26 protein-coding genes are annotated in these 26,945 nt (G+C 69.0%); 13 read left to right on the top strand and 13 right to left on the bottom strand.

What is annotated here, in order from left to right; translation table 11 throughout:
• Positions 1-33: 33 nt before the first annotated feature.
• Complete coding sequence (locus E1218_RS03885; RefSeq protein ID WP_132316304.1) at positions 34-2,157, bottom strand: peptidoglycan DD-metalloendopeptidase family protein; 2,124 nt, start codon at positions 2,155-2,157, stop codon at positions 34-36.
• A gap of 235 nt (positions 2,158-2,392) precedes the next feature.
• On the opposite strand from E1218_RS03885, the gene lpdA reads away from it, so the two are divergent.
• Both lpdA and E1218_RS03875 read left to right on the top strand, forming a co-directional pair.
• Positions 2,393-3,790 (top strand): dihydrolipoyl dehydrogenase, encoded by a 1,398-nt coding sequence (gene lpdA / locus E1218_RS03880; protein WP_132316302.1) that lies wholly within the window; start codon positions 2,393-2,395, stop codon positions 3,788-3,790.
• A 101-nt stretch (positions 3,791-3,891) separates the two neighbouring features.
• The gene (locus tag E1218_RS03875) at positions 3,892-4,353 is read left to right on the top strand and encodes a PGPGW domain-containing protein (RefSeq protein WP_132316300.1); all 462 of its coding nucleotides are present in this window, start codon (positions 3,892-3,894) and stop codon (positions 4,351-4,353) included.
• A 31-nt stretch (positions 4,354-4,384) separates the two neighbouring features.
• On the opposite strand, the gene E1218_RS03870 is transcribed toward E1218_RS03875, so the two are convergent.
• Positions 4,385-5,281, bottom strand: a complete 897-nt coding sequence (locus E1218_RS03870) for a helix-turn-helix transcriptional regulator (RefSeq protein ID WP_132316298.1) — start codon at positions 5,279-5,281, stop codon at positions 4,385-4,387.
• A 182-nt stretch (positions 5,282-5,463) separates the two neighbouring features.
• Here E1218_RS03870 and E1218_RS03865 point away from each other — a divergent pair, with 182 nt between their 5' ends.
• The 4 genes from E1218_RS03865 (at position 5,464) to E1218_RS03850 (ending at position 11,459) form a co-directional block, all read left to right on the top strand.
• Positions 5,464-8,286 (top strand): family 78 glycoside hydrolase catalytic domain, encoded by a 2,823-nt coding sequence (locus E1218_RS03865; RefSeq protein ID WP_132316296.1) that lies wholly within the window; start codon positions 5,464-5,466, stop codon positions 8,284-8,286.
• A 62-nt stretch (positions 8,287-8,348) separates the two neighbouring features.
• On the top strand, positions 8,349-9,680 hold the full coding sequence (locus E1218_RS03860; RefSeq protein WP_132316294.1) for an ABC transporter substrate-binding protein: 1,332 nt from the start codon (positions 8,349-8,351) through the stop codon (positions 9,678-9,680).
• 4 nt (positions 9,681-9,684) lie between these two features.
• Positions 9,685-10,611, top strand: coding sequence for a carbohydrate ABC transporter permease (locus tag E1218_RS03855; protein ID WP_132316292.1), 927 nt, complete (start codon positions 9,685-9,687; stop codon positions 10,609-10,611).
• On the top strand, positions 10,608-11,459 hold the full coding sequence (locus tag E1218_RS03850; protein ID WP_132316290.1) for a carbohydrate ABC transporter permease: 852 nt from the start codon (positions 10,608-10,610) through the stop codon (positions 11,457-11,459). Before E1218_RS03855 ends, E1218_RS03850 begins: the two co-directional genes overlap by 4 nt.
• Positions 11,460-11,504: 45 nt before the next feature.
• Here the strand turns inward: E1218_RS03850 and E1218_RS03845 are convergent, their stop codons facing one another.
• From E1218_RS03845 to E1218_RS03810, 8 genes are read right to left on the bottom strand one after another with little or no spacing between them, the layout of a single operon-like run.
• Positions 11,505-12,242, bottom strand: coding sequence for an RraA family protein (locus tag E1218_RS03845; protein WP_132316288.1), 738 nt, complete (start codon positions 12,240-12,242; stop codon positions 11,505-11,507).
• Positions 12,242-13,078, bottom strand: coding sequence for an amidohydrolase family protein (locus E1218_RS03840; protein WP_132316286.1), 837 nt, complete (start codon positions 13,076-13,078; stop codon positions 12,242-12,244). Before E1218_RS03840 ends, E1218_RS03845 begins: the two co-directional genes overlap by 1 nt.
• Entirely contained in the window at positions 13,075-13,848 is a 774-nt protein-coding gene (locus E1218_RS03835; RefSeq protein ID WP_132316284.1) for an enoyl-CoA hydratase, read from the bottom strand. Before E1218_RS03835 ends, E1218_RS03840 begins: the two co-directional genes overlap by 4 nt.
• Positions 13,845-15,014: a CaiB/BaiF CoA transferase family protein gene (locus E1218_RS03830; protein WP_132316282.1), complete on the bottom strand. Its 1,170-nt coding sequence runs from the start codon at positions 15,012-15,014 to the stop codon at positions 13,845-13,847. The genes E1218_RS03835 and E1218_RS03830 overlap by 4 nt, the downstream gene beginning before the upstream one ends.
• Positions 15,014-16,348, bottom strand: a complete 1,335-nt coding sequence (locus tag E1218_RS03825; protein WP_132316280.1) for an ABC transporter substrate-binding protein — start codon at positions 16,346-16,348, stop codon at positions 15,014-15,016. The genes E1218_RS03830 and E1218_RS03825 overlap by 1 nt, the downstream gene beginning before the upstream one ends.
• Positions 16,349-16,364: 16 nt before the next feature.
• Positions 16,365-17,246, bottom strand: coding sequence for a carbohydrate ABC transporter permease (locus tag E1218_RS03820; RefSeq protein ID WP_132316278.1), 882 nt, complete (start codon positions 17,244-17,246; stop codon positions 16,365-16,367).
• Positions 17,243-18,139, bottom strand: coding sequence for a carbohydrate ABC transporter permease (locus E1218_RS03815; protein ID WP_132316276.1), 897 nt, complete (start codon positions 18,137-18,139; stop codon positions 17,243-17,245). The genes E1218_RS03820 and E1218_RS03815 overlap by 4 nt, the downstream gene beginning before the upstream one ends.
• Positions 18,136-18,987, bottom strand: a complete 852-nt coding sequence (locus E1218_RS03810; protein WP_132316274.1) for an NAD(P)-dependent oxidoreductase — start codon at positions 18,985-18,987, stop codon at positions 18,136-18,138. Before E1218_RS03810 ends, E1218_RS03815 begins: the two co-directional genes overlap by 4 nt.
• Positions 18,988-19,078: 91 nt before the next feature.
• Between E1218_RS03810 and E1218_RS03805 the strand changes: the two genes are divergently transcribed.
• On the top strand, positions 19,079-19,762 hold the full coding sequence (locus E1218_RS03805) for a GntR family transcriptional regulator (RefSeq protein ID WP_132316272.1): 684 nt from the start codon (positions 19,079-19,081) through the stop codon (positions 19,760-19,762).
• On the opposite strand, the gene E1218_RS03800 is transcribed toward E1218_RS03805, so the two are convergent.
• On the bottom strand, positions 19,723-20,853 hold the full coding sequence (locus E1218_RS03800) for an aminotransferase class V-fold PLP-dependent enzyme (protein WP_233711988.1): 1,131 nt from the start codon (positions 20,851-20,853) through the stop codon (positions 19,723-19,725). The genes E1218_RS03805 and E1218_RS03800 overlap by 40 nt on opposite strands.
• A 26-nt stretch (positions 20,854-20,879) precedes the next feature.
• Here E1218_RS03800 and E1218_RS03795 point away from each other — a divergent pair, with 26 nt between their 5' ends.
• The 4 genes from E1218_RS03795 (at position 20,880) to E1218_RS36975 (ending at position 23,783) form a co-directional block, all read left to right on the top strand.
• Positions 20,880-21,632 carry a glycerophosphodiester phosphodiesterase gene (locus E1218_RS03795; RefSeq protein WP_202865755.1) on the top strand — a complete coding sequence of 251 codons (753 nt, stop codon included), beginning with the start codon at positions 20,880-20,882 and terminating at the stop codon, positions 21,630-21,632.
• A gap of 86 nt (positions 21,633-21,718) precedes the next feature.
• Positions 21,719-22,396, top strand: a complete 678-nt coding sequence (locus E1218_RS03790; RefSeq protein ID WP_132316268.1) for a hypothetical protein — start codon at positions 21,719-21,721, stop codon at positions 22,394-22,396.
• A 65-nt stretch (positions 22,397-22,461) separates the two neighbouring features.
• Positions 22,462-23,031: an MFS transporter gene (locus tag E1218_RS36980; protein WP_233711987.1), complete on the top strand. Its 570-nt coding sequence runs from the start codon at positions 22,462-22,464 to the stop codon at positions 23,029-23,031.
• Positions 23,032-23,081: 50 nt separating this feature from the next.
• Positions 23,082-23,783 carry an MFS transporter gene (locus E1218_RS36975; protein WP_233711986.1) on the top strand — a complete coding sequence of 234 codons (702 nt, stop codon included), beginning with the start codon at positions 23,082-23,084 and terminating at the stop codon, positions 23,781-23,783.
• On the opposite strand, the gene E1218_RS03780 is transcribed toward E1218_RS36975, so the two are convergent.
• The gene (locus tag E1218_RS03780; RefSeq protein ID WP_132316266.1) at positions 23,776-24,528 is read right to left on the bottom strand and encodes an SAM-dependent methyltransferase; all 753 of its coding nucleotides are present in this window, start codon (positions 24,526-24,528) and stop codon (positions 23,776-23,778) included. The genes E1218_RS36975 and E1218_RS03780 overlap by 8 nt on opposite strands.
• 177 nt (positions 24,529-24,705) lie before the next feature.
• Complete coding sequence (locus E1218_RS03775) at positions 24,706-24,882, bottom strand: hypothetical protein (protein WP_165949112.1); 177 nt, start codon at positions 24,880-24,882, stop codon at positions 24,706-24,708.
• Between the two features lie 537 nt (positions 24,883-25,419).
• Between E1218_RS03775 and E1218_RS03770 the strand changes: the two genes are divergently transcribed.
• Both E1218_RS03770 and E1218_RS03765 read left to right on the top strand, forming a co-directional pair.
• Positions 25,420-25,791 (top strand): RNA polymerase-binding protein RbpA, encoded by a 372-nt coding sequence (locus tag E1218_RS03770; RefSeq protein WP_130448290.1) that lies wholly within the window; start codon positions 25,420-25,422, stop codon positions 25,789-25,791.
• Between the two features lie 72 nt (positions 25,792-25,863).
• Positions 25,864-26,945 (top strand): SGNH/GDSL hydrolase family protein (locus E1218_RS03765; RefSeq protein WP_132316262.1); only part of this gene is annotated, 1,082 nt, incomplete at its 3' end.

Here is a 26,945-nt window from a genome sequence, read left to right as displayed (position 1 = left end):
TACGAGCCGGGCGCGGGGTTCCGCGTTCTGCCGTCAGGAGACGGCCGGCTTGCCGAACTCCCAGTGCCATGGTTCTTCGCGGGAGCCGCCCTGGTCGGCCCAGGACGGGTGGACCCAGCCGAACTTCGCTGCCTGCGACTTCATCCACTGGTACTGCGCGGTGCCGAAGCGGTCCACGCCGCCACACAGGTCGACCGCCACACCCCAGCCGTGGTTCGAGGTGCCGGGCAGCGCGGCCAGCGACGGCTTCCGCGCGTACAGGCTGACCTGGGACGAGTACGAGCGGTACGAGTCGGTGATGCACAGGGTCCTGCCGAACTGGGCACGGTAGGCACGGGCCAGTCGCAGGTAGGCGGCCGCCGCGTCACAACGCAGCATGTGGCCGGAACCCAGGGCGCACAGCTTGCTCGCGGGGATCATGCCGTTGCTGAAACCGCCCCAGCCCACCGTCGCGCTCCCGGTCGCGAGGAACGGCATCGGGTTGACCGGGTCGCCGCCGAGCCGGACCTCGAAGTGCAGGTGCGGGCCGGTGGAGTTCCCCTCGGAACCGACCGCGCCGATCCGTTGCCCAGCGCTGACCTGACTGCCGTCGGCCACGTCGACCGTGCTCAGGTGCCCGTAGTACGTCTCCAGCCCGTTGCCGTGGTCGATGCGCACCAGGTTCCCGGCCCAGGCCGGGTGCTCGACCCGGACGACACCGGAGGTCACCGCACGAACCGGCGTACCGACGGCGGCCGGGAAGTCCTGGCCGCTGTGGTAGCCGCTCGCCCAGAGCGAGCCCGCCTGCCCGTACGACGTACCGATCTCGTAGGTGCCCTCGGCCAGCGGCCAGGTCCAGGACCCGCTGCCGACGTTGTACGACGTCGCCGTGTTGCCGCACCGGAACGCGTACGCCTCCGAGGTCGCGACCGGGGCGGCCTGGGGCTTCACCGGCCTGCCGAGCGTCGGCCGCAGGGCGGCGTAGAGGTTGTCCGGGACCCTGGTCACGACGACCGCGCCCTTGGCCTCGTCCGCGGCGATCATCTCGCCGTTCTCGAGGGCGATCCCGATGTGGACCAGGCCGAGCGACTTGTTGCCCATCACGAGCAGGTCGCCCGGCTGGACCTGGGACGCGGGGACCGCCTGGTACTCCGGGTAGACCTTGCCGACCAGGTTCGGGAGCGTGGTGTACGGCTGCCAGGCGACCCGGGCCGCGCCGAGACAGCCGTAGCTGTCCGGGCCGGTCGCGGCGACGCCGTACGGCTTGCCGAGCAGACTGAACGCCTGGTTCACCGCCCGGATCGTCTCGGCCGGCAGCACCTTGACCGTTCGGCCGCCTCGGACCAGCGCGGCCGCACCGGGAACCGGAACGCCGGCGCGAGTCAGCGGCACCAGGCCCGCCGGCAGCCTGGCCGGGTTCTTCAGTGCGGCGGCGGCCGGTGGGGTGATCTTGGCCGTCGCCAGCTCGGTCAGGTACGCCTGCCAGCGCGCCAGCGCCTGCTGGTTCCGGGCGAGCTGCAACTGCTTCGACAAGGCCGAGGCGCCGTCGAGGTCGGCGTACTGGCTCTCCATCATCAGCGAGGCGCCGGCCGCCTTCTGCTGCACCTCCTGGCTGAGCTGCTTCGCCTTCGCCGCGGCCTCGTTGGCGGCGGCTCGCATGCTCGCGGCCTCCGACTTCGCCCGGCCTGCCTCGTTCTCGGCCGCCATCGCCGTCTGGTACTGCGTGACCTGCGTGCTGCCGAGCTGCTGGATGGCGGTCTGCCGGTCGGCGATCTCCTGCAGGTTCTCCGCGATCGGGGCGAGCGACCAGAGCATCGACTCGGCGCCCATCACCGTCGGGATGCCGGTCTGGTACGCCTGCACGGTCAGCAACCCGAGGCGCCGGCGCTCCTCGTCCGCCTTGCCCTTCGACGCCGTCGCCGAGGTCTCCGCCTTCTTCGCCGCGGCCTCGGCGGCCTGCGCCGCCTTCAGCGCGTTCGTGTAGGCGATGGTCGCCTTCGCGAAGTCGGCCTGGACGGCGGCCGCCTCGGCCTGGAGCTGCTCCAGGGAGCGGTTCACGTCCGTCACGGATGCCGGTGGTGGTGGCGTCGGGTCGTCGGCGTACGCGGGCAGCGCGAACACCGCGAGCAGTGTGCCGAGTGCCGCGAACCGCAGCCCCCGACGGCTCCCCACAACCATCAGGCCCCCATCGTCGATCGCCTCACGCGCGCAGAGGGTAGCGGCCACCGCGCTTGCCCAGCCTAGGCGGCGAACGGTTCCCGCGGAACCCCCGGACACGGACCGTGACCAGGACGGCCGCGGAACGCCCCGATCGTGACCGTGGGACGGGCCGTTCGGTGACCCCGGTCACGCTCGCGGCCCGGCGCCGTCCCACCGCTCCGATCCGCTGGCGCGACCCATTAAAGTTCACTTCATGGCCTCGCACTTTGACGTTGTTGTCCTCGGCGCGGGTCCGGGTGGGTACGTCGCGGCGATCCGCGCCGCCCAGCTCGGGCTCAAGACCGCCATCATCGAGAAGAAGTACTGGGGCGGTGTCTGCCTGAACGTGGGCTGCATCCCGTCCAAGGCGCTGCTCCGGAACGCCGAACTGGCGCACATCTTCCGCGCGGACGCGAAGACGTTCGGCATCAGCGGCGACGTCAGCTTCGACTTCCCGACCGCCGTCCGGCGCAGCCGCAAGGTCGCCGACGGCCGGGTCAAGGGCGTCCACTTCCTGATGAAGAAGAACAACATCACCGAGTTCGACGGCTGGGGCAGCTTCGTCGACGCGAACACCCTCGACGTCAGCCTCAACGACGGGCAGTCCGAAACCGTCACCTTCGACAACTGCATCATCGCCACCGGCGCGACCACCAAGCTGCTGCCGGGCACCCAGCTGAGCGAGCGGGTGCTGACCTACGAGGAGCAGATCCTCACCGAGGAGCTGCCGGGCTCGATCGTCATCGCCGGTGCCGGAGCGATCGGCGTCGAGTTCGCCTACGTGCTGGCCAACTACGGCGTCAAGGTCACCATCGTCGAGTTCCTCGACCGGATGGTCCCGCTCGAGGACGCCGAGGTGTCCAAGGAACTGGCCAAGGCCTACAAGAAGCTCGGCGTCGACGTGCTCACCTCCACCCGGGTGGACGCGATCGACGACTCCGGCGAGAAGGTCAAGGTCACCGTCACCGGCAAGGACGGCAACCAGCAGACGCTCGAGGCCGACAAGGTGATGCAGGCGATCGGATTCCAGCCGCGGGTCGACGGCTACGGCCTGGACAAGATCGGCGTGAAGCTGACCGAGCGCGGCGCGATCGAGGCCGACGGCTTCCTGCGCACGAACGTGCCGAACATCTTCGCCATCGGCGACGTGAACGCGAAGCTGATGCTCGCCCACGCCGCCGAGGCCCAGGGCGTGATCGCGGCCGAGACCATCGCCGGCGTCGAGACGATGGAGCTCGACCACGTGATGATCCCGCGCGCCACCTTCTGCCAGCCGCAGGTGGCCAGCTTCGGCTACACCGAGGAGCAGGCCCGGGAGAAGGGGTACGACGTCAAGGTCGCGAAGTTCCCGTTCACCGCGAACGGCAAGGCCCACGGTCTCGGCGACCCGACCGGCTTCGTGAAGGTGATCAGCGACGCCAAGTACGGCGAGCTGCTCGGCGCCCACCTGATCGGCCCCGAGGTCACCGAGCTGCTGCCGGAGCTCACGCTGGCGCAGAAGTGGGACCTGACCACGAAGGAACTGGCCCGTAACGTGCACGCGCACCCGACGCTGAGCGAAGCCCTCCAGGAGGCCTTCCACGGGCTCGAGGGCCACATGATCAACTTCTGACCCAGCGGCACCGGGCGACGGCAGATCCTGCAGGGGGTCTGCCGTCGTTCCGTTACGGCGCGGGACGTGGGATCGGCTGACCCCTCACGTACGCTTGGGGCGTGGCCGAGAAGAGGGGACCCGACCGCACTGATCACAACATCACGCTGGACGCTGAGGACGACCGGTGGGAGTGGCGGCGGCGGATACGGGCGGATCCGAAGAAGCACCTGATCTATCGGATCGGCGTCGGTGTGGTGGGTGGGGTGCTGATCATCGCCGCGCCGTTGACCGGGTGGCTGCCCGGCCCCGGCGGCATCCCCTTGTTCATCGCGGGTCTCGCCGTGCTGGCGAGCGAGTTCGAGTGGGCCCAGCGGGTGCTCTACAAGGTCAAGGACCGGGTCAAGGAACTGACCGCCTGGACCGGCAAGCAGCCGGCCTGGCTGAAGGCCCTCGGCACGCTCGCCCTGTTCCTCTGCGTACTGGTGGCGATCTGGCTCTATCTCGCCGTCCTCGGCGTCCCCGGCTGGTTCCCCGACTCCTGGGAGACCTTCCTCCACCAACTGCCGCTGCTGGCCGACTAGGCAGTTGCTGGATTCAACCGTTCGCTGCGCTTCAGCGCGGTGACGGGCTGAGCTTGCGCGCGTTGAAACGTTGTCGGTAGACGGAGGCGCTCAGGCCGTAGTGGGACTTGAACCGGCGGGCGAAGTAGTTCTGGTCGGGCCAGCCGACGGACTCGGCGATCCGGCTGATCGGCAGGTCGGTGTGCAGCAACTGGTCGGCCGCGAGCTCGACCCGGTGCCGGTTCAGGTACGCCATCGGAGGCAGCCCGGTCGCCGACTTGAACAACCGGACGAGGTACCCCGGCGCGAGGTGCGACGCGTTCGCAAGATCCGTCAGCATCCACTGCCGTGCCGGATCGGCCTCCATCATCCGCATCGCGTCCAGTACGGCGGGATGCGTCTGCTCACCGAGATCGTCCTGCTCGACCACCACCCGCGCGAGACAGCTCAGGTACAGCGACAGCCAGCCGATGACGTCGCCGCGATGCCGGCTGAGCGACTGGTTGCGCAACCGCCGGAGCTCCTCCAGGTGCTCGAGAGCTTCCTTGAAGGCGACCGGATCGAGTCTGGTCGTGAGCATTCCGCGTCGCTGCGCCGAGAACGGACCGGTCCACAACAGGTAACCCAGCAAGGGATCCTCACGGGTCCAGGCCAGTTCGCGCTGGACCAGGTCGGCCGAGAAGCAGCAGTTGTAGACCTGCAGTCCACGGCACTCGTCGTACTGGTGCCACACGCCGGGGCGAAGCAGGATGACGTCGCCGACCTCGAGCCGCTGGCGGCCGGCCAGACTGTGGTGGACCCCTTCGCCTCCGGTGATCAGAGCGATCTCGAAGAAGCTGTGGGTGTGCAGGGGGTGCGTGTTCTCGTGCAGGTGTGGACCCGCGTGCACCAGCGTCCCCTCGACGAAGTGCAGCAGCGTCCCGGTATGGGTCACCGGCTCGTCGGCCATGCCTCACGATACGGGCCGAGGTGCATTTTGTGCTACCACGAGTGCACATCGGGCTAGTCCTCGGCGGTCGGCACCTTCAGGATCGGGGGACAGGCGAAACATCCTCGCCATCAACCCGGAACAGACCGAGGCCTTTCGCCGCAGCCGCCAATGAATCGTTTCACTCGCCGGTTTGGAGACACATGTCGAACCTCGCCGCTCCCACTCAGCTCCGCTTCGAGCACCGCACCGACGCCGGGCCCGTCCTGGGCATCGGCACCGCGACGCCCAGGCTGTCGTGGCAGATCCCGGCCGCTGACGCCGGGTACACGCAGACGGCGTACGAGGTCGAGATCCGTGTTCCGGGCAGCGGAGCGGAGACCGCCAGGGCACAGGTGTACACGGTTCAGTCCCCTGATCAGGTGCTGGTCCCGTGGCCGGGCGACCCGCTGACCTCGCGCCAGGCGGCCGAGGTCCGCATTCGGGTTCGCGGCAGTGATGTCTCGGGAGACGACTGGAGCGAGTGGAGCGGACCAGCGACCGTCGAAGCCGGTCTGCTGAGCGCGGCCGACTGGACCGCCCGGTTCGTGAGTCCTCGGGGCAACCGCAACGGTTCGCCCGCTCCCCTGGTCGCCGGTGCGTTCGAGCTTCCCGCCGACGTCGTCAAGGCTCGCCTCTACTCGACGGCCTACGGCATCTACCTGCCTGAGCTCAACGGTGAGCGGATCGGCGACGAGGAGCTCGCGCCCGGTTGGACGGCGTACCAGGCCCGGCTGCGCTACCAGACCTACGACGTGACCGGTCTGGTCCGGCCGGGTGAGAACCGGCTCGAGTTCCTGGTCGGCAACGGCTGGTACCGCGGCCGGCTCGGCTTCCACGGCAAGAACTCCCTGTACGGCGAGCGTCTCGCGGTCCTCGCCCAGCTCGAGGTCACCACCGCCGACGGCCAGGTGCACACGTTCGGCAGCGACGACACCTGGACGGCCCGCGAGAGCGGAATCCTCGCCGACGACATCTACGACGGCCAGCGCACCGACCTCCGCCGCACCCTTGGTGAGGCCGTCGGGGTGGACGTCCTCGACGCCGACCTGAACGTGCTGGTCGCGCCCGACGGACCGCCCGTCCGGATCACCGAGGTCGTGCCCGCGGTCGAGATCAGTACGTCGCCGTCCGGCAAGACCCTGGTCGACTTCGGCCAGAACGTCGTCGGGCGGGTCCGGTTGACGGTCCGTGGCGGCGCCGAGGGCGACGAGGTCGTCCTGCGGCACGCCGAAGTGCTCGAGAACGGCGAGCTCGGCGTCCGGCCGCTGCGCACCGCCAAGGCCACCGACGCCTACGTGCTCGCCGGACCGGACGAGGTTGTCCTCGACTCGCCGCTCACCTTCCACGGCTTCCGCTACGCCGAGGTGACCGGAGTCGACGACCTGCGACTCGCTGACCTGGAGGCCGTCGTGGTCGGGTCGGACCTGCGCCGGACCGGCTGGTTCGAGTCGTCACACGAGCTGCTCAACCGCTTCCACGAGAACGTCGTGTGGGGCATGCGCGGCAACTTCGTCGACGTCCCGACCGACTGCCCGCAGCGGGACGAGCGGCTCGGCTGGACCGGTGACATCCAGGTCTTCTCCCCCACGGCCAGCTTCCTGTTCGACACCGCCGGGTTCCTCACCAACTGGCTCGCCGATCTGGCGGTCGAGCAGCAGAAGGACGGCTCGGTGCCGTTCGTCGTGCCGGACATTCTCCGGCACAGCGGGCCGGCCACGGCCGCATGGGGTGACGCGGCAACGATCGTGCCGTGGGTGATCTACGAGCGCACCGGTGACGCCGCGCTGCTCGCCCGGCAACTGCCGAGCATGCGGGCCTGGGTGGACCGGATGGCCGACCTGGCCGGCGAGGGCCTGCTGTGGTCCGGCGGGTTCCAGTTCGGCGACTGGCTCGACCCGACCGCGCCGCCGGACAATCCCTTCCGCGCGAAGGCCGACCCCGACGTCCTGGCCACCGCGCACCTGGCCCGCTCGGCCGAGGTCGTCGGCAAGGCTGCGGAGGTCGTCGGCGACGCCGAACTGGCCCGCGAGTACGCCGACCTGGCCGCCCGCGTCCGGCAGGCCTTCGCGGCCGAGTACACCACCGAGGGCGGCCGCGTACTGAGCGACGCGGCGACAAACTACGCCCTCGCCCTCCAGTGGGCGCTGCTGCCGACCGAGAGCCAGCGCAAGCGCGCCGCCGGGCGCCTCGCCGACCTGGTCCGGACGGCCGGCTTCCGGATCAGCACGGGATTCGTCGGTACGCCGCTGGTGGCCGATGCGCTGGCCGATTCCGGACATCCGGACCTCGCCTACCGGCTTCTGCTAGAGACAGGCTGCCCCTCTTGGCTGTACGCAGTGACGATGGGCGCTACGACGGTCTGGGAACGCTGGGACAGCATGCTGCCCGACGGCAGCATCAACCCCGGCCAGATGACGTCGTTCAACCACTACGCCCTCGGCGCGGTCGCCGACTGGATGCACCGCCGCGTCGCGGGGCTCGCCGCCGGCGACCCGGGCTACCGGACGATCGTCGTCCGCCCGCTGTTCACCTCGCACCTCACCCGCGCCTCTGCCAAGCACCTCACCCCGTACGGCGAGGCCGCGGTCTCGTGGACACGGGCCGACGGCCAGGTCCGGCTCAGCGTCACCGTGCCGGTCGGCTCGCGGGCCCGGGTCGACGTACCGGGTGAGGACGCGCCGGTCGAGGCCGGCCACGGCACGCACGAGTGGACCGCCGACGACCCGGCCGCGGCGACGCCGGCACTGACCGCGGACCCGACCATCCGGCAACTGATGGACCACGAGACCAGCTGGGCCACGATCGTTGCCGCCGCCGAGGACAACGACATCGTCGCCGACGACGCCGAGCTCGCGGCCAAGCTCGAGCGGTACCTGGACCAGCCGGCCGCCCAGCTCGTGGAAGCGATCAGCCCGCGTGGCTTCAGCCCCGGCGCCGAAGCCCTGCAGGCCAGGCTGGACGCCGTCCTCGACACCAGCACCTGACCCGGCCGACCGACCCCCGCCCCGATGCAGATGCCCTGAAGAAACACCCCTTGGAGGTCATGATGACGTTCCGCCCAGGTACGAGAGGACCGGCCGTCCTCGCGGTCTGCTCGCTCGCCCTGACCGCGTGCAGCGCGGGCAGCCTCGGCTCCAGTGACGACTCGGGCGGTGGCGGCTCGATCGAGATCACCTATCTGATCGGCAACCAGGAGCAGGATCTCAAGGAGGCCCAGCAGCTCAGCAAGGACTTCACCGCCAAGAACCCTGGCATCACCATCAACCTGGAGACACGGCCGTCCGGCAGCGAGGGTGACAACATCGTCAAGACCCGGCTGTCCACCGGCGACATGACCGACGTGTTCGCCTACAACACCGGGTCGCTGTTCCAGGCGATCGCCCCGGACAAGAACCTCACCTCGATCAACGACGAGCCCTACATCGGGGACCTGGACGAGAACTTCAGGAAGACGGTGACGTCGGGCGACAAGGTCTACGGCGTCCCGTCCGGCGGGTTCATGGGCGGCGCGGTCCTGTACAGCATCCCCGTCTACACCAAGCTCGGGCTGCAGGTGCCGAAGACCTGGGCGGAGTTCATCGCCAACAACGCCAAGATCAAGGCGGCCGGGGGCGGGGTCGCGCCGGTGATCCAGACGTACGGCGAGACCTGGACGTCGCAGCTGTTCGTCCTCGGCGACTTCCACAACGTGGCCGCCGCCGAGCCGGACTTCGCCGACAAGTACACCAAGAACCAGGCGAAGTACGCGAGCTCGCCGGCCGCCCTGAAGGGGTTCGAGCACACCCAGCAGGTCCACGACCTCGGCTACCAGAACAAGGACTTCGCCTCGGCGAAGCTGCCGGACGGGCTGAAGATGCTTGCCACCGGCAAGGGCGCGCACTACCCGATCCTGTCCGGCGTGGTCAACGACATGATCGCGACCAATCCGAACGCGGCCAAGGACGTCGGCCTGTTCGCGCTGCCTGGTGACGACGCGACCAAGAACGGCCTGACCGTGTGGACTCCGGGCGGCATCTACATCCCGAACACCACGACCGGCGACAAGCTGGAGGCGGCGAAGAAGTTCCTCGGCTTCGTGGCCAGCCCCGACGGGTGCAAGTCGCTGGCCAGCGCGGGTGTGCCGACCGGGCCGTACGCGGTCAAGGGGTGTGAGCTGCCGGCCGACGTACCGCAGGCGATCAAGGACATGCAGCCGTACCTGGACAAGGAGGGTGGCTCCAGCCTGGCGCTGGAGTTCCTGTCGCCGGTGAAGGGGCCGTCGCTCGAGCAGATCACCGTCGAGGTCGGCTCCGGGATCCGCAAGGCCAAGGACGGCGCGGCGCGGTACGACGAGGATGTGAAGAAGCAGGCACAGCAACTAGGCCTGGCAGGCTGGTGATTCCATGACCATCACCTCGGCCAGGCCGAAGTCTCGTACAGACTCGACCCCGGCCGCGCAGGCGGCCGGGAAGAGGTTCTACACGCCGTACTCGTTCTGGTTCTACCTGCCGACGGCGCTGCTCTACAGCGTGCTGTTCCTGATCCCGACGTTCGCGTCGTTCTACTACAGCCTGACCCGGTGGACGCTGTTCGACTCGACGTTCATCGGGCTGGACAACTTCGTGATGTTCTTCCAGGAGCCCGCGCTGGTCAAGGGCTTCACGAACACGTTGGTGTTCGCGGTGGTGACGTCGGGGTCGAAGGTGGTGCTCGGGCTGCTGCTCGCCGTCCTGCTGACCTCCCGGATCATCGGGCGCGGGTACCTGCGGTCGGTCGTGTTCTTCCCGGTGCTGGTCAGCAGCATCGGGGTCGGCCTGACCTTCCAGGTGCTGATGAACCCCGAACGCGGCCTGATCAACGGGGCGCTCGGCGTGATCGGGATCGACGGTCCCGGCTGGCTGACCGACCCGAGCTGGGCGCTGATGTCGATCGCCCTGATCGACGTCTGGAAAGGTGTCGGCCTGGCGACGCTGATCTACATCGCCGGCATCGTGTCGATCCCCCGGGAGTACATGGAAGCCGCCCGGGTCGACGGAGCCGGCTCGTGGGAGTCGTTCCGCCGGATCGTGCTGCCGCTGTGCAAGCCGGCCACGGTCACCGTCATCATCTTGTCGCTGATCGGCGGCCTGCGGTCGTTCGAGCTGATCTGGGCGACGACCCGCGGTGGTCCGGGCTTCACCTCGGACGTGATCGCGTCAGTGATCTACAAGCAGTACCAGGCCGGGTTCTACGGCCTGTCCACGGCCGGCAACGTGATCCTGTTCCTGGTGGTCACGGCGATCGTGCTGCCGCTGAACTGGTTCCTGAACCGCCGGGAGGTGGACCTGTGAGCACCGCTGAGCTCGTCAACCACAAGCCGGGCCGGAACTACCTGCTGAGCGCGATCGCGATCGTGTCGTCGGTCGTGGTGTTCGTCATCCCGTTCGTCTTCATCGTGCTCACCGCGGTGAAGGACCGGCAGCAGTCGGCGGACCTGGACTTCGCCTGGCCGCACCAGTTCCGGATCGTGCAGAATTTCGTCGAGGTGCTCGAGGCCCGCGACTACATGCTGGTGATCGCCTTCATCAACAGCACGATTCTGACCGTGGCCAGTGTGACCGGCATGGTCGTGCTGGCGGCGATGGCCGGGTTCGTGCTGCAACGCCGCAAGAGCCGGTGGAACCCGTTCATCAACTTCCTGGTGCTGTCCGGGCTGATCATCCCGCCGGCCGTCGTGCCGACGATCTGGGTGCTGCAGCAGCTCGGGTTGTTCCGGACGATGCCGGGGCTGATCCTGATCGAGATCGCGTTCGGGCTGTCGTTCTGCATCCTGCTGTTCCGGGCGTTCGTCGCGACCATCCCGCGCGAGCTCGACGAAGCGGCGATCATCGACGGCGCCGGCCCGTTGCGGCTGTTCTTCCGGGTGATCTTCCCGCTGCTCAGATCGGTCATCATCACCGTCGTGGTGGTCCAGTCGGTGAACGTGTTCAACGACTTCGTGAACCCGCTGTACTTCCTGCCCGGTGACCAGAACGCGACCGTCCAGCTGACCCTGTACAACTTCCAGAGTCAGTTCAGCACGCAGTACAACCTGCTGTTCATGAACATCCTGCTGATCACGATCCCGCCGCTGATCATGTTCCTGTTCTTCAACCGCCGGATCGTGGCCGGCATGACCTCGGGCGCGATCAAGGGCTGACCGGGCCGGCGGCGGTCGACCGCGACCGCCGCCGGCACCGTCGTCTCAGACGCTCGCGTAGTACGCCTCGACCGCCTCGTGGTCGACCGAGCTGTCCGGCGTGATGCCGAGCGCCTCGTAATGCTTGCGGCGTGCGCGCATGTCGGCGAGCAGGATGGCCCGGGCGTGCACCGCGACCTCGTCGGCGACCTCCGCCGGTACGACGATCACGCCGTCGTCGTCGCAGCCGACCATGTCACCGGGATTCACCTGGGTGCCGCCGCAGGAGATCGTGGTCTGGGTCTCCACCACCTTGATCCGGCCCGGGATGATCGTCCGGCCGCGCGACCGAGAGCAGATCGGCGTCCGCTGGGCGACGATCTCGGCGGTGTCGCGGCAGTACCCGTCGGTGACGATGCCGGCCGCTCCGGCCTTGACCGCGCCCATCCCGTTCTCCGAGCCCCAGAAGCCGACCTCCTTGCCGCCACCGGCGTCCATCACCACCACGTGACCGGGCTCCAGCCCGGCCGGCAGCTTCACGTTGCCGGTCTCCTCGAACCAGATCCGGTGCGCCTCGACGATGTCCTGGGTGCTGTCGAGCCTCCACATCGGCCGGTTCGACGGGACGGCGCGGATGGTGGCCGCCCGGCCCCAGAACTTCATCCCGAGCCACAACGGCCGGACGTCGGGCGACATCAGGCCGATGTCGAAGTACCCGATGCCGTCGAGCGCGTCGGCGACGTCCACCACGCGCAGGTGCTTGTACAGGCTGGAAAGGTCGTTCGGGTTGGCAGTTTCTGTCATCAGGGCTGACCCTTCGTTCGGTAGTAGTGAGCGGCGGTGCCTCCGAGCACCGCCGCGAGATCGTCCACAGAGCGCTCGACCGTCGAGCGCAGCTCGTGCCACGCCTGGTGGTACGAGGCCTTCAACAGCACGACCGGCCAGTTCGAGGCGAGCATGAGCCGGTCCGCGCCGAAGCATTCGGACACCCAGCCGACGTACCGGTCGAGCTGCTCCGGCCAGGCGGGCAGTGCGGTGAGCAGGTCGATCCCGAGCGACACCTTCAGCGCGACCCGCGGCGAGGCGGCGAGCTGAGCCACCTGCGACGCCCACGGCTCCCAGCCTCCGGTGTCGAGCGGTGGCCGGCCGAGATGGTCGACGACGATCCGCAGGTCCGGAACCGCCCGGGCCAGACGGATCACAGCCGAGGTCTGCTCAGCTGTCACCGGTACGACGTCCCAGCTCACGCCGGCGGCCGCCAGTTCGGTGAAGAGTTCGACCGAGTCCGGCGTGTTCAACCACTCGAGTGGATCACGTCCGACCAGGCACCGGACGCCGTTGCAGCCGGCGCCGATCCGCTTCCACTCGGCTCTCGCGGCGGCGGGATCCCGCAACGGCAGCCAGCCCACGACCGCGCCGACGTAGGGTGCTTCGGCGGCGTACCGAAGCAGCCGGTCGTTCTCCGCGGGCTCGTCGACGGACTGGACCAAGACCGTCTGGTCGACACCGGCGGCCGCCAGCTCGGCGGCGAGGTCGTCCGGTGTGTAGTCCCGGGCGATGGCGTCGTGCCGGTCGTCGCGCCACGGCTGCTCCTGTGCGGCCACCCGCCAGAAGTGGTGGTGCGCGTCGATGACCGTCATCGTCCCTCCCACTCGGCTCGTTGTTTGCTGAGGAACGCCGCCACCCCGGCCTGGAAGTCGCGGCTGCCGTACACAGCGGCCAGTACGTCGTCCGCCTCGGCCGCGGCCCCGTCCCGCAGGACCCGCCGTTCGATCTCCTTCAGCGAGGCGAGAGTGAGCGGCGCGTTCGCGCAGATCCGGTCGAGCAACTCGGCGACATGGGCGTCCAGCCCGTCCCGCTCGACCACGTCCGCCACCAGGCCCGCACTCGCCGCCTCTGTTGCTGACAGCAACCGAGCGGTCAGCAGCATCGCCGTCGTCCGCCCGGCCCCGAGTCGCTGGTGCAGCCGCGCGACGACCGCAGGCGGCAAGGTGTTGCCCAGCGTCCGCGCCACCGGTGCGCCGAACACCGCGTCGGGCGTGGCGACCACGAGGTCACTGCACGCGGCCAACGTCAATCCGGCACCGACCGCTGGTCCCTCCACGACCGCGATCACCGGCACTCTGACCCGCAACAGCGAGGCGATCACCCGGCCGACGCGGTGCTCGTACTCGACGCCCTGCTCGCCCGTCCGGAATTCCGTGAACTGCCTGATGTCCGTCCCGGCCGCGAACGCCTCTCCACCCGCGCCGCGGAGTACGACGACCCGGATCCCAGGATCGGCCGCGACCGTCGGCTCGACCTGCTGCAGGGAGTCGTACATCGGCCAGGTGATCGCGTTGCGCCGCCCCGGGTTGGACAGCGTCAGCCGCAGGATCGCACCGTCGCGTTCGACCTCCAGCGAACTCATTCGCCGAGGACCTCCTCGGTGTGTTCGCCGAGCAGGGGCGGATGCCGCCTGATCCGCGCCGGCGTCCCGCTCATCCGTACCGGCGACCCGAGCACCCGGACCTTGCCCTCGACCGGGTGCTCGACCTCCTGCACCATGCCGCGGGCACGGACGTGCGGATCCTCGTCCAGCACGTACCGGTAGTCACGGATCGGTCCGGCCGGCACACCGGCGTCGAGCAGCAACGTCACCCACTCGTCGGTGGTGGCAGTCGCCAGCCGCCCCTCCAGCTCGGCGGCCAGTTCGTCGCGGTACGCCATCCGGTCGGAGTTCGTGACGAAGCGCGGATCGGTGAGCAGGTCGGTGCGCTCCAGGGCCGCGCACAGTCGTTGCCACAGGCGCTCGTTGTTCGCGCCCAGGGTCAGGTACCCGTCCTTGGTTCGCAGTGCCTGGTACGGCGCCGACATCCGGTTGGCCGAGCCCAGTGGCTGCGGGACGTTTCCCGTCGCCCAGTACTCGGTCGACTCCCACACCGACATCGCCAGCGCCGCCTCGAACAGCGACGTCTCGACGTACTGCCCTTCCCCTGTCCGTTCCCGGGCGTGGACGGCCGAGACGATGCCCAGGGCGCAGAACATGCCCGCTCCGAGATCGCCGACCGGCAGGCCACACTTCACCGGTGTGCCGTCCGGAGTACCGGTGATGCTCATGACGCCGGACATCGCCTGCGCGATCAGGTCGTACCCGGGGCGCTCGGCGTACGGACCTGTCTGGCCGAAGCCGGAGACGCTGGCGTAGATCAGCCGCGGGTTGCGGGCGGCGAGCGCCTCGTAGTCGACACCCAGCCGCTTCGTCACCCCGGGCCGGAAGTTCTCGACCACGACGTCGGCCGTCTCGGTCAGCCGCAGGAACGCGGCCAGGCCGGCCGGTTCCTTCAGGTCGAGGCAAACGCTGCGCTTGTTCCGGTTCAGGGCGAGGAAGGCCCGGCTGTCCTCGCCGTGGACGGCGTACCCCCACGACCGCCGGGTCTGGTCACCGGCGCGCGGGTTCTCGATCTTGATCACGTCGGCGCCCAGGTCGGCCAGCAGCATGGTGCAGAACGGCCCGGCCATCACCTGGGTGAGGTCGAGCACCCGCAGTCCGTGCAGGGCGCCGGCCGGCCCCGTTGCCCCCGTCGATACAGCCATCAGCCGCCCAGCCCCGCATTCGCCTCGGTGAAGAACGATTCGGCCGCCTGCTCCACCGTCTTCTTCCCGAACGCGATCTCCTCGTACGACCGGGTGAAGGTGGACTCGAACGTCGCCTGGTAGCCGGGCGGGTAGAGGATCGTCGGCGGCTTCTTGGCCACGATCTGCTGGTACAGCGCCAGCTCGCGCTTCTTCAGCTCCGGCAGCTCGGGGTCGTCCAGCTGGGCCTGCAGCACTTTCTGGTTGGTGGCGGCGCCGTTGTCGGACTTGAACAGGGCGCCGGCCTCGGGGTCGTTGGTGAAGAAGTCGATGAAGGCGGCCGCCGTCGGCACGTTGTCGCAGTTGGTCGGGATCGCGAAGCCCGAGGTGAACATCGCGTTCCCGCCACCGGACGGTCCGGACGGCATCGGCAGCGTGGTCAGCTTCTGGCCGCCACCCTTGGTCGCCAGCGTGCCGGACGCGGGCGTCAGGGCGTTGCCCGGGATGCTGTCGGTCAGCAGCCTGCCCTGGGCGATGAAGCCCTGCTCGGCGCCCTCGGGCTCGTCGGCCTGGGCGTCGGCGCCCATCGAGGTGCCGGCCTTGCGCAGCTTCTCCCACATCGTCCAGTACTCCACCAGCGACTCCTTGGTGAAGCCGAGCTTGCCGTCCTCGGTGAACAGTTGCTTGCCGTTGGCCAGTTGGTAGGCGATGAAGAAGTTGGGCAGGCCGCCCCGCGACCCGGCGGCGAACGTCCCCTTCGGGAGCTTGGCCGAGGCACGGGTCATCCAGTCCGTGTACTGCGCCCACGTGTAGTTGTCCGGCGGCAGTCCGACCCCGGCCTGCGTGGCCAGCGTCTCGTTCACGCCGACGGCGTCGTACGCGGCGCCGTACGGGAGGAAGTAGAGCTTGCCGTCCGGTCCGCGGCCGGTGTCGACGACCTCCTTCGGGATGTCGTCGATCTTGATCGCGCCCGACTCGATCATCGGGTCCAGCGGCAGCAGCACCTTGCGCTTGGTGTAGTCGTTCAGCTGGCGGCCCTGCAGCTGCATCACGCACGGCAGCGTCTTGCTGGAGGCCTGGATGTTCAGCTTGTTGAAGTAGTTGCCGAAGTCGGCGTTCTGCCGGTCGATGGTGACGCCGGCGTGCTCCTTGACGAACATGTCGGCGACCGCGTTCGTCTTCGCGGCCCGGTTCGCGCCGCCCCAGAAGGTCAGCTGCAGCTTGCCGGTGATCTCGCCCTTTCCGTCCTGGCCCTCGCCGCCGCCGGCGCTGTCGTCGGTGACCGACGTGCCGTTGCACCCGGCAACCAGGAGGGCCGCGCAGGCCAGGGCAGTCGTACCAAGTCGTGTTCTCATCAGGATCTCCACAGGGTTACTTGAGGCCGGTGGTCGCGACGCCCTCGATCAGCAGCTTCTGGGCGACCAGGAAGAAGCCGACGATCGGTGCCAGCGCCAGCGTGGACATGGCGAACAGCGAGCCGTACGCCGACTCCCCGGTCACGTCCAGGAAGGAGTTCAGCCCGAGCGAGACGGTCCACAGCTCGGGGCGATTCAGGTAGAGCAGCGGGCCGAGGAAGTCGTTCCAGCTGTTGATGAAGGTGAACAGCGCGGTGGTGCCGATCGCCGGCAGTGACAGCGGAATGACGATCCGGGAGAACGTCCGCCAGTGTCCGCAGCCGTCGATCCGGGCGGCGTCGTCGAGCTCCCGGGGCAGCGTGCGGATGAACTGGACCATCAGGAAGATGAAGAACGCCTCCGCGCCGAGCCACTTCGGCACCACCAGCGGCAGGTAGGTGTTCATCCAGGCCAGCTCGTTGAACAAGATGTACTGCGGCACCAGCGTTACGTGGTACGGCAGCAGCATGGTGCCGAGCAGCAGTCCGAACAGCACCCGCTTCAGCGGGAACTCCAGCCGCGCGAACGCGTACGCCGTCAGCGAGCAGGCGAACAGGTTCCCGGCGATCGACAGCGCGGTGATCGCGATCGAGTTCAGGAAGTACCGGGAGAAGTCGAGCTGCCCGGCGCTCCAGCCGTTGCGGTAGTTGTCGAGCGTGTAGTTGCGGCTCAGGAGCCCGAGGCTGTTCATCACCTCGGCCGTCGGCCGGAACGACGCCGCCACCATCCACACCACCGGGTACAGCATCACCAGCAGCACGGCGATCAGCACGGCGTGCCGGACGAGCCCGATGACGAGCGGGTTGCGGGTACGACGCCGGCCGAGCAGCGGGCGCGCGGTGATCGACACGGTCGTCATCGTTCGTCTCCGTAGTAGACCCAGCGTTTCGCGGTCAGGAAGAGGAAGCCGGTGAAGGCGGCGAGCACGATCACCAGGGCCCACGCCATGGCGGAGGCGTAGCCCATCTTCAGCTCGGCGAAGCCCTGCTGGTACAGGTAGAGCGTGTAGAACAGCGTCGAGTCGGCCGGACCTCCGGAGCCGCGGCTGACCACGAACGCGCCGGTGAACGCCTGGAAGGCGTGGATCGTGTCCAGCAGCAGGTTGAAGAAGATCAGCGGGGTCATCAGCGGCAGCGTGACGCTGAAGAACCGGCGGATGGGCCCGGCGCCGTCGACCGCGGCCGCCTCGTGCAGCTCGACCGGCACCTGCCGCAGCCCCGCCAGGAAGATGATCATCGTCGCGCCGAAGGCCCAGAGGTTCAGCGTGACGATCGTCCACAACGCGGTTCCGGGATTGCCCACCCAGCTGCCGCGCTCGATGCCGAACACCCCGAGCACCTGGTTGACCAGGCCGCTGCCGCCGAAAATTTGCCGCCACAGCACGGCGATGGCGACGCTCGCGCCCATCAGCGACGGCAGGTAGAACAGCGCGCGATAGCCGGACAGGAAGCGGATGCCCTTGTTCAGCAGCAGTGCCAGCGCCATCGACACGATCAGGAGCAGCGGCACGGACACGGCGACGTACACCAGCGTCACCCGGACCGACGACAGGTAGCGCGGGTCCGCGGTGAACATCCGGCGGAAGTTGTCCAGACCGATCCAGCGCGGCGGGCTGAGCAGGTCGTAGTTGGTGAAGGCGAGGTAGGCCGAGTACAGCATCGGGCCGAGTGTCAGCAGCACGATCCCGATCAGCCACGGACTCAGGAAGACGTAGGCGGTCAGGCCTTCGCGACCGGTACGGGAGGACTTCACGAGACGTCTCCCTTGCGGGCGTGCGCTTCCACCTTCTCTGCGAGATCCTGGGCGAGCAGACCGGCGACCGGGACCTGCACGTCAGCGTCGCGGGCAGCGGCGACGACGTCCCACAGGTCCTTGCTCCACGGCCGGTCCTTCACGGGTGTCCCGGCCGACTCGTACGCCGCGGCGACCCGGTCGAAGAAGCCCCAGTTGCGGGTGATCCACGAGTCGCCGGTGCTGGTCGACACGGCCTCGAGCACGGTCTGCTCGGGTACGTCGTACGCCGCGGCCAACTCCAGGGCCTCCTGGGCACCGGCGAGTGCGGCGAACATCATCAACTGGTTCGCCAACTTCACGGCGGCGCCCGCTCCGGACGGCCCGACGTGAAGAACGGTCTCCGCGACCGTGTCGAGCACGGGCCGGACTCGGTCGAGCACGTCGGCCCGCCCGCCGGCCACCACGGTCAGCGAACCGGCCCGCGCCCGCTCCGCTCCTCCGCTGACCGGCACGTCGAGGAGAGCGAGCCCCTCGGATTCCGCTTGCTGCGCAAGGTGTTTCGCCGTACCCGGAAGGATCGTGCTGTGGACCAGGAACACCGAGCCCGCTGTCAGCAGCGAGCCCAACTCGTCCACCCACGCGGTCACCGCCTCGTCGTCCGGCACAGCCAGCGCGACGACCCGGCAGTCCGCCAGGTCCCCGGCACCGGTCGCCACCTCGGCATCCAGCCCCTGGGCGCGACCGGGGTCCCGGTCATGCACCTTGAGCCGCCACCCGGCGCCTGCCAGTGCCTGCGCCATCGGGTGCCCCAGGTTGCCGAGGCCGACAAAGGCCACCGGCGACGAACGATCGATCTCATCGGCCACGGACGCCTCCAGTTCACCGATTCTCGTCTATGAACTATTGTCTACAATAGATAATCGACGCTGACAAGATCGCAGGGTGAGAATGAGCGCTATGACAGAACAGTTGCGGTCGCCGAGTCTGGTGCAACTCGCGGTCGACGCGATCCGGCGGATGATCCTGGCCGGTGAACTCGCCGAGGGTGAGCGGCTGATCGAGGACCGGCTGACCGAGCAGCTCGGGATCAGCCGCCCTCCCCTGCGGGAGGCGCTGCGGATCCTGGAGCAGGAGGGCCTGATCGTCACCCGGCCGCGGCGCGGTTCGACGGTGGCCACGCTGACGGACCAGGACGTGTTCGAGATCCTCACCCTGCGTACCGCGCTGGAGCGGCTGGCGATCGAGCTCGGCGTGCCGGTCCAGGACCAGGGCCGGTTCAAGGACGCGCAGGAGGCGCTGACCGAGATGGAGCGCTGCGCCGACGCCGAGGACCGCGGCAGCCTCGTCCAGGCCGGGCACCGCTTTCACTCCGCACTGGTCGCCCTCGCCGGTCACCGCCGGCTGATCGAGGCCTACGCGTCAGTGCAGCAGCAACTGCTCCTGTGCATGGCGCGCAACCTCTACGCCCGCGAGCACTACTACGAAGACCTGCACGAACACGTCGCGCGGCACCGCAAGCTGCTCGATCTGGTGGAGGCCGGCGACCCGGACGCCGTCCTCGCCGAACTGGCAGTGCACGGCGAGCGGTCGTTCAGCGAGCGTCAGAGCACCGTCGGCAGCCGCTCGGCCAGCAACTCGTAGTCCCGGAGGCTGTTGTACGCGTGCGCCGACAGGCGGATGAAGCCACGGCCGTCGAACCCGGTCAGCGTGATCTCCGCCTTCAACTCGCGTGACACCCGTTCCTTCAACGCTTCGCCGGCCGTCAGGTCGACGGTCGCCGGGACCTCGACCAGCCGCATCGTGGCGGCCGGACGGGCGATCTCGGCGACCCCGGTCCCGAGCGCCTTGGCGACCACCCGGGCGCCCTCGTCGACCAGGTCGCTCAGCTGCGAACGCCGTACCGGCCACTGCACCTCGGCCAGCACCCGGAGGGACTCGGGCGCGGCGATCCAGGGCACGTAGTCGTAGGTGCCCTGCATGTCGAAGCGCTCCGGCAGGCGCTCGTCGTACTCCGACCACGACACGATCAGCGGCAGCGTCGCCGGGCGCCACTTCTCCGCGACGACGAGCCCGGCGGTCGCCCGCGGAGAGGCCGGCCACTTGTGGAAGTTGCCGGTCCAGAAGTCGGCGCCGTCGGCGGCCGGGGCATCGATCAGGCCGGGCGCGTGCGCGCCGTCCACGACGACGGCGACACCGCGGTCGTGGCAGGCGCCGACCAGCGCCGCGATCGGGAACACCATCGCGGTGGCTGAGCTGATCTGGTCCACCACCAGGACGGACGCCCGGTCGAGCGCGGCCGAGATCAGCGACACCACGGTCTCGTCGTCGGCCTCGAGCGGCACGTCGACGACGACCACGTCGGCCTGGCGCGCCCGGGCGGTCCGCTCGGCGGCGTACCGGACGGCGCCGTACGCGTGGTTCGTCAGCACGATCCGGCTGCCCGCCGGGATCGGCAGCGTGGCCAGCGCGGCGGTGATGCCGGCGCTGGCGTTCGGCACCAGCGCGAAGCCCTCCGGGTCGGTCCCCAGGTACGACGCCAACGCGAGCCGGCTCGCGGTCAGCCGGGCTGCGACCGAGCGGAACCACAGCATCGGATTCGCCTCGGTCTCGGCGCGCAAGGCGGCCATCAGATCCTGGGTCCGGCGGGGCACACCGCCGTACGAACCATGGTTCAGGTGCAGGACGCCGGGGTCGAGGGTCCACAGGTCGGGGCGGGGGCTGAGTACCGTCACCACCCAAACGGTACATACTTTCCGACGTGTACCCCTACCTCGACCATGTCGGGCCGATCGCGATGGCGCACCGTGGCGGCGCGCTGCACCCGGACAACATCGGGTACGAGAATTCCCTGCGCGCCTTCGAGCACGCCGTGAAACTCGGCTACCGGTACCTCGAGACCGACCTGCACGCAACCAGTGACGGGGTCGTCATCGCCTTCCACGACCACCGCCTGGACCGGGTCACCGACCGGACCGGCGTGGTCGCCGAGCTCCCCTGGTCCGAGGTCGGCAAGGCGAAGATCAACGGGCACGAGCCGATCCCCCGGCTGGACGAGTTGCTCGAGCAGTTCCCGGAGACGAAGTTCAACCTCGACATCAAGGCCGACAACGGGCTGCTGCCGACCGCCGCCGTCCTGCGGGCGGCCGACGCGATCGACCGGGTCTGTGTCTCGTCCTTCTCGCAGTCCCGGGTTCGCCGGATTCGCCGCGAACTGGGCCCCGCGCTCTGCACCGGGTACGGCGACTGGGAGACGGCTCTGATCCGGTTCCTCCCGTTCCCGCTCCCGTCCCGCGGCGGCTGCCTGCAGATCCCAGAGCGCTACGGACCGCTGCGCGTCCTCACCCCTGGACTCATCAGGCGGGCGCACGCCGCCGGCAAGCAGGTCCACCCGTGGACCATCGACGACCCCGCCACCATGCACCGCCTGCTCGACGCCGGCGTCGACGGCCTGATCACCGACCGCACCGACATCCTCCGCGACGTGCTGATCGAACGCGGCGAGTGGCACTGAAAGCGCGGTGAAAGCGCACCCGGCTTCGATGGGCGCACACGAACCGCCGATCGAGGAGTTCGGGTATGCGAAGAAGATGGACAACTGTGGCAGCAGTGATTGTCGCCGGCGTTGTGGTCGGCCTCCAGGCCACCCAGGCGCACGCCGAACTGCCCCGCCCGCTGACCTTCGGCAACCCGGGCGACGTTCCGATCGCCGGCGACTGGGATGCCGACCTCGATGACGAGCCAGGCGTCTACCGGCCGAGCACCAGCACGTTCTACCGGGCGGACGGCGTCGGGTACCCGATCCCGTACGGGAACACCGACGACACTCCGATCGTCGGCGACTGGAACGGCAACGAGCTCGACGAGATCGGCGTCTACCGTCCCGGCGAGCGCACGTTCTACCGACCGGGCAGGACTCCCGTCACGTTCGGGAATCCCGGTGACCTGCCGATCGTCGGCGACTGGAACGGCGATGGCCGCGACGACCTCGGCGTCTACCGGCCGAGCACAAGCACCTTCTACCGCCTGGGCTACACACCGATCGCGTACGGGAACGCCGGTGATGTGCCGATCATCGGCGACTGGACCGGTGACGGTGACGACGACATCGGCGTCTACCGGCCCGGCATCAGTGCCTTCTTCCGGGTCGGCATGACGACCGGCATCCGTTTCGGCAACACCGGGGACAAGCCGGTCATCGGCGACTGGGACGGCGACGGCCGCGACGACCTGGGCGTCTACCGCCCGGGCAACCGGACCTTCTATCCGTGGGACTGACCGGCGGCTGAAGTGTTATCCGCGGGTACGTCGTTTCGTCCCTGCGACCTGACACACTTCCGCGCATGGGACTTCTCTCCGCCCCGGCGGCGGTCGACAGGCGTGAGTACTGGGGGTTCAGCCTCTACGACTGGGCGAACTCGGGCTACGTCACCACGGTCGGCACGGTGCTGTTCGCGCCGTACCTGACGTCGGTCGCCGAGACTGCCGCGTGCGGGTACGTCGGATCGGCGGACAAGCCGTGTGACACCAACCTGGACGTCCTGGGGCTGGGCATCTCCCCCGGTTCTCTCGCCTTCTATGTCGTCACCGTCGCCACGCTGGTGTCCGCGCTCTTCCTGCCCGTCGTCGGGGCGGTCGCGGACCGGCTGGAGCGCAAGAAGCTGCTGATGTGCGGCTTCGCCTGGACCGGCGCGCTCGCGGCCTGCTCGATGGTGTTCGTCGGCGGGGGCCGGTGGGAGCTCGGTGCGCTGCTGCTCTTCGTCGGCAACCTGTGCCTGGGTTCGTCGCTGGTGGTCTACGACTCGATCCTGATCGACATCGCCGGGCCGGACGACCGTGACGACGTCTCGTCCCGGGCCTGGGCGTTCGGCTACCTCGGCGGCTTCATCCTGCTGACGATCAACCTGGCCTGAGCCTGCTGTCCGCCGGGTTGTGGTGGGGCGCGTTCACCTTCATCCCGTTCGTGAAGCTCCGCAACCGCCCGCCCACCCACGTCGTCCCGGTCCGCAGCGGCAGCCTCGTCCGGCAGAGCTTCGGCCAGCTGGCCGCGACGCTGCGGCACATGCGGACGTACCCGATGACGCTGCTGTTCCTGGTGGCGTACCTGTTCTTCAACGACGGCATCCAGACGGTCATCTCGGTCTCCTCGACGTACGGCGAGAAGCAGCTCGGGTTCGAGACCCAGGTGCTGATCGCAACCATCCTGCTGGTGCAGTTCATCGCCTTCTTCGGGGCGCTCGCGTTCGGCCGGTTCGCGCGCCGGTTCGGCACCAAGCGGACCATCATGGGCGGGCTGGTGTTCTGGATGCTGATCGTGGTCGCCGGCTTCCTGCTGCCGGCGCGGCAGATCGTGCCGTTCCTCGCGATGGGGGTGGCGATCGGCGTCGTCCTCGGCGGCACCCAGGCGCTGTCCCGGTCCGCCTTCAGCCAGCTGATCCCGGAGGGCCGCGAGGCCGAGTACTTCTCGCTCTACCAGGCCGGCGAGCGCGGCACCTCCTGGCTCGGCACCCTCGTCTTCGGGCTGGTCCACCAGATCACCGGCTCCTACCGCCCGGCGATCGTTGCCCTCGGCCTGTTCTTTCTCATCGGCCTCGTCCTGCTCTCCCGGGTGGACATGCGCCGAGGCATCACCGAAGCCGGCAACACCCAACCCGCCCTCATCTGACCTGGGCGACGACGCGGGTCAAACCGAGCAGTCTCCCACCGTCGGCGCGCAGCATCGTCTCGTCCGGCTCGTAGCCTCGCCCGACCAGGTTGCAGGCCTCCAGCCAGCGCAACCAGTCCTCCCAACCGCCGGGAACCATGTCGGCGACCTGCACGGTGACCAGTCCGGGTCGCTCCCAGTGGTGGCGCCACCAGGTTGGACCGAAGAAGGTACCCAGCTCGGGAACCCACCGGTCGGCAAGGTACGACGGAAGTGTTGCGCCGGGCTCCAGGTCCAAGCCAGGCACGACGATGCCGATGGAACCTCCCGGCTTGACGAACCCTGAACAATGCGCGAGGTACGCGGCGTCGGTCCCGAAATAGTGGTACGCGCCGATGCTGACGACGGCATCGAAGAAGCCGGCGGCGAACGGGAGGTCGCGGGCGTTCGCGTGGATCGGGTGAACCCGTCCTCCCAGGCCCGCGGCCTGAATGCGCTCCCAGTTCTCGGTCGGCTTCACCCACAGGTCGGCCGCATAGACCTCTACGTCGTACTCGTGGGCTAGGAAGATCGAGGACAGCGCCGTACCGCAGCCGAGATCCAGGATCCGCATCCCAGGCTTCAGCGACATCACCTGCATCAAGGCTTCGACCGACCACAGCGGATGCGGTCCCATCAGATTGTCGACGACCCATCGTTGGTCGTACTTCGCCGACCGCGGGTATTTGTCCACGGTCAACGCCCGTTGCAGCTCGGTCTCCACCATGCGCTCACACGATGCCAGCCGCTCCGAGCGCCCACAACGGATTTGCCGTCCACCCGGCCTGGGGATGCGGGGGCCGCGTCGATCGTGGTGGACCGGCAGGCCATCACAATGCGCGGCCGGCGGCGAGCCCGCGCTGACGGCCGGGACGCAGCCGTCATTGTGATGGCCTGGCGGTCCTCAGCGGGTCGAGGGGGTCGCGGACGGGGACGCCGATGCCTCCTCGGCGGCCCCGAGTGCCTCCCGGGCGTCGGTCAGCGTCTCCTCGGCGGGGTCGACCGAGTTGGCCGAGGCGATCTGGTTCTGCTCCGCGATCCGGAGCTGCCGCTCCGCCGCGGCCGGGTCGATCTTCGCCATCGGCGTTTCCTGGGCGACCACCTGGCCGACCTCACCATGATCTGCGTCACGGTGCCGGAGGTCTCGAACTGCGGCGAGGCGGTCCGCGAGCTCTGCAGGGTCCCGCTGGAAGCGACACTGGCGGTCACCTCGCCGTGGGCGACGGCCACGACCGGGCGCGCTGCGCTCGCGGCCGGTTCGTCCGCCCGGAAGAACAGCAGGTACGCCGTGACCGCGACAGCCAGGACGACGGCCACCAAGGCCAGATTGAGCAGGCTGAGTCGACGGAGCCAGTGGCGGGTCGGCACCCCAGTAGCAGCCATGGACGGTGACGCCAGGGACGTTTGCTGAGGAACTGATCCCCGAATCCTGGCAACTCGCTGTGAACTTGGAGCGTCGAACGACCGGCGGCTCGCGACACACCGTGATATGTGAACGCTCGATGACAGCGTGTCACGACGGTGCTGTCAGGTGCGAACATACGGCGTGGGCATGCCAAAATGGGAATGATCCGGGCCGGCCGACCGTTGGCACGGATGACGATCTCGGAGGTTTGACATGTCTAATCGCGTACTGCGTGGTTCGGGGCTGGGTGGGGTCAGCTTCGAGGATGACCGCGGTGTGGAGTTCGCGCCGCGCCAGATGATCACGTACGACTGCCCTCGCGGCCACGTGGTCGAGGTCACCATGGCGCACGACGCCGAGGTGCCCGCGGTCTGGGAATGCCCGCACTGCGGCAGCGAGGCCGCCCGCTCCACCGGTGAGAAGCCGGAGCCGAAGCAGGAGAAGCCCGCCCGTACGCACTGGGACATGCTGCGCGAGCGCCGCAGCATCTCCGAGTTGGAGGAGCTCCTGGCCGAGCGGGTCGAGCTGCTCCGCAAGGGCGAGATCGGCCCCGCCCACCTGCACCGCACCAAGCGCACCGCCTGACAGACGCCGGACGGGCCCTCACCGCAACGACGCGGTGCAGGGCCCGTTTCCATGTCCGGTTGACTGAGGGCCATGCGGAACTGGATCAGCACACCGATCACGGCCGACTTGTTGCGGGGCGCGGCCGAGCTGGAGCCGACCGACGAGGGCGTGCTGCCCCATCGGTTGCCGGGATGGGCTCGGCGGCAGTACGACGATCCGCAACTGGAGATGGCCGAGTCACAGCCGTCGGGCGTCCGGCTGGTGTTCAGCACCCGGGCCACGGCGATCGAGCTCGACACCAGGCCGACCAAGCGGGTCTATCTCGGCGCACCACAGCCCCCGGACGGCGTGTACGACGTACTCGTGGACGGCCTGCTGGTCGACCAGGCCACGGTGCCCGGCGGCAACGTCCTGACCATCGACCTCACCACCGGGACGACGTCACGCTTGGACGGCGAACCCGGGACGGTGCGTGTCGCCGGGCTGTCGGCCGAGGCGAAGACGGTGGAGATCTGGCTGCCGCACACCGAGACCACCGAACTCGTTGCCCTCCGCACCGATGCGCCGGTCGAGCTGGCCGCGGACACGGGCCGGCCGGTCTGGTTGCACCATGGCAGCTCGATCAGCCACGGCTCCAACGCGACCAGCCCGACCGGGACGTGGGTCGCCCACGCCGCGTCGCTGGCCGGTGTGGACCTGGTCAACCTCGGGTTCGGCGGGAGTGCGCTGCTCCAGCCGTTCATCGCCCGGACGATGCGCGACACGCCGGCCGATCTGATCAGCGTGAAGCTCGGCATCAACGTGGTGAACGCCGACGTCATGCGCCGCCGGGCGTTCGTCCCCGCGGTCCACGGCTTCCTCGACATCATCCGCGACGGCCACCCCGGCACTCCCCTGCTGGTCGTCTCCCCCATCCTCTGCCCGATGCACGAGGACACTCCCGGCCCGACCATGTGGGACCTGAACGCCCTCAGCCGGGGCGAGCTCCGCTTCCAGGCAACCGGCGATCCCGCCGACGTCGCAGCCGGCAGACTCACCCTCAACACCATCCGCGACGAGCTCGCCCGGATCGTCGCCCAACGCAACGACCCAGACCTCCACTACCTCGACGGCCGCGACCTGTACGGCGCCGCCGACAACGCCGAGCTGCCCCTCCCCGACGACCTCCACCC

This window comes from Kribbella turkmenica (genome assembly GCF_004348725.1).
Classification (GTDB): domain Bacteria; phylum Actinomycetota; class Actinomycetes; order Propionibacteriales; family Kribbellaceae; genus Kribbella; species Kribbella turkmenica.
Note: the sequence above shows the minus strand (reverse complement) of the source record. Positions and strands in the feature narration are given on the sequence as shown.

What these genes read in the sequence shown, in the direction of transcription:
- E1218_RS03885 (WP_132316304.1), bottom strand. Translation starts at nt 2,157, where the DNA reads ATGGTTGTGGGGAGCCGTCGGGGGCTGCGGTTCGCGGCACTCGGCACA.
- lpdA (WP_132316302.1), top strand. Translation starts at nt 2,393, where the DNA reads ATGGCCTCGCACTTTGACGTTGTTGTCCTCGGCGCGGGTCCGGGTGGG.
- E1218_RS03870 (WP_132316298.1), bottom strand. Translation starts at nt 5,281, where the DNA reads ATGGCCGACGAGCCGGTGACCCATACCGGGACGCTGCTGCACTTCGTC.
- E1218_RS03865 (WP_132316296.1), top strand. Translation starts at nt 5,464, where the DNA reads ATGTCGAACCTCGCCGCTCCCACTCAGCTCCGCTTCGAGCACCGCACC.
- E1218_RS03860 (WP_132316294.1), top strand. Translation starts at nt 8,349, where the DNA reads ATGACGTTCCGCCCAGGTACGAGAGGACCGGCCGTCCTCGCGGTCTGC.
- E1218_RS03855 (WP_132316292.1), top strand. Translation starts at nt 9,685, where the DNA reads ATGACCATCACCTCGGCCAGGCCGAAGTCTCGTACAGACTCGACCCCG.
- E1218_RS03845 (WP_132316288.1), bottom strand. Translation starts at nt 12,242, where the DNA reads ATGACAGAAACTGCCAACCCGAACGACCTTTCCAGCCTGTACAAGCAC.
- E1218_RS03840 (WP_132316286.1), bottom strand. Translation starts at nt 13,078, where the DNA reads ATGACGGTCATCGACGCGCACCACCACTTCTGGCGGGTGGCCGCACAG.
- E1218_RS03835 (WP_132316284.1), bottom strand. Translation starts at nt 13,848, where the DNA reads ATGAGTTCGCTGGAGGTCGAACGCGACGGTGCGATCCTGCGGCTGACG.
- E1218_RS03830 (WP_132316282.1), bottom strand. Translation starts at nt 15,014, where the DNA reads ATGGCTGTATCGACGGGGGCAACGGGGCCGGCCGGCGCCCTGCACGGA.
- E1218_RS03825 (WP_132316280.1), bottom strand. Translation starts at nt 16,348, where the DNA reads ATGAGAACACGACTTGGTACGACTGCCCTGGCCTGCGCGGCCCTCCTG.
- E1218_RS03820 (WP_132316278.1), bottom strand. Translation starts at nt 17,246, where the DNA reads ATGACGACCGTGTCGATCACCGCGCGCCCGCTGCTCGGCCGGCGTCGT.
- E1218_RS03805 (WP_132316272.1), top strand. Translation starts at nt 19,079, where the DNA reads ATGACAGAACAGTTGCGGTCGCCGAGTCTGGTGCAACTCGCGGTCGAC.
- E1218_RS36980 (WP_233711987.1), top strand. Translation starts at nt 22,462, where the DNA reads ATGGGACTTCTCTCCGCCCCGGCGGCGGTCGACAGGCGTGAGTACTGG.
- E1218_RS03780 (WP_132316266.1), bottom strand. Translation starts at nt 24,528, where the DNA reads ATGGTGGAGACCGAGCTGCAACGGGCGTTGACCGTGGACAAATACCCG.
- E1218_RS03775 (WP_165949112.1), bottom strand. Translation starts at nt 24,882, where the DNA reads ATGGCGAAGATCGACCCGGCCGCGGCGGAGCGGCAGCTCCGGATCGCG.
- E1218_RS03770 (WP_130448290.1), top strand. Translation starts at nt 25,420, where the DNA reads ATGTCTAATCGCGTACTGCGTGGTTCGGGGCTGGGTGGGGTCAGCTTC.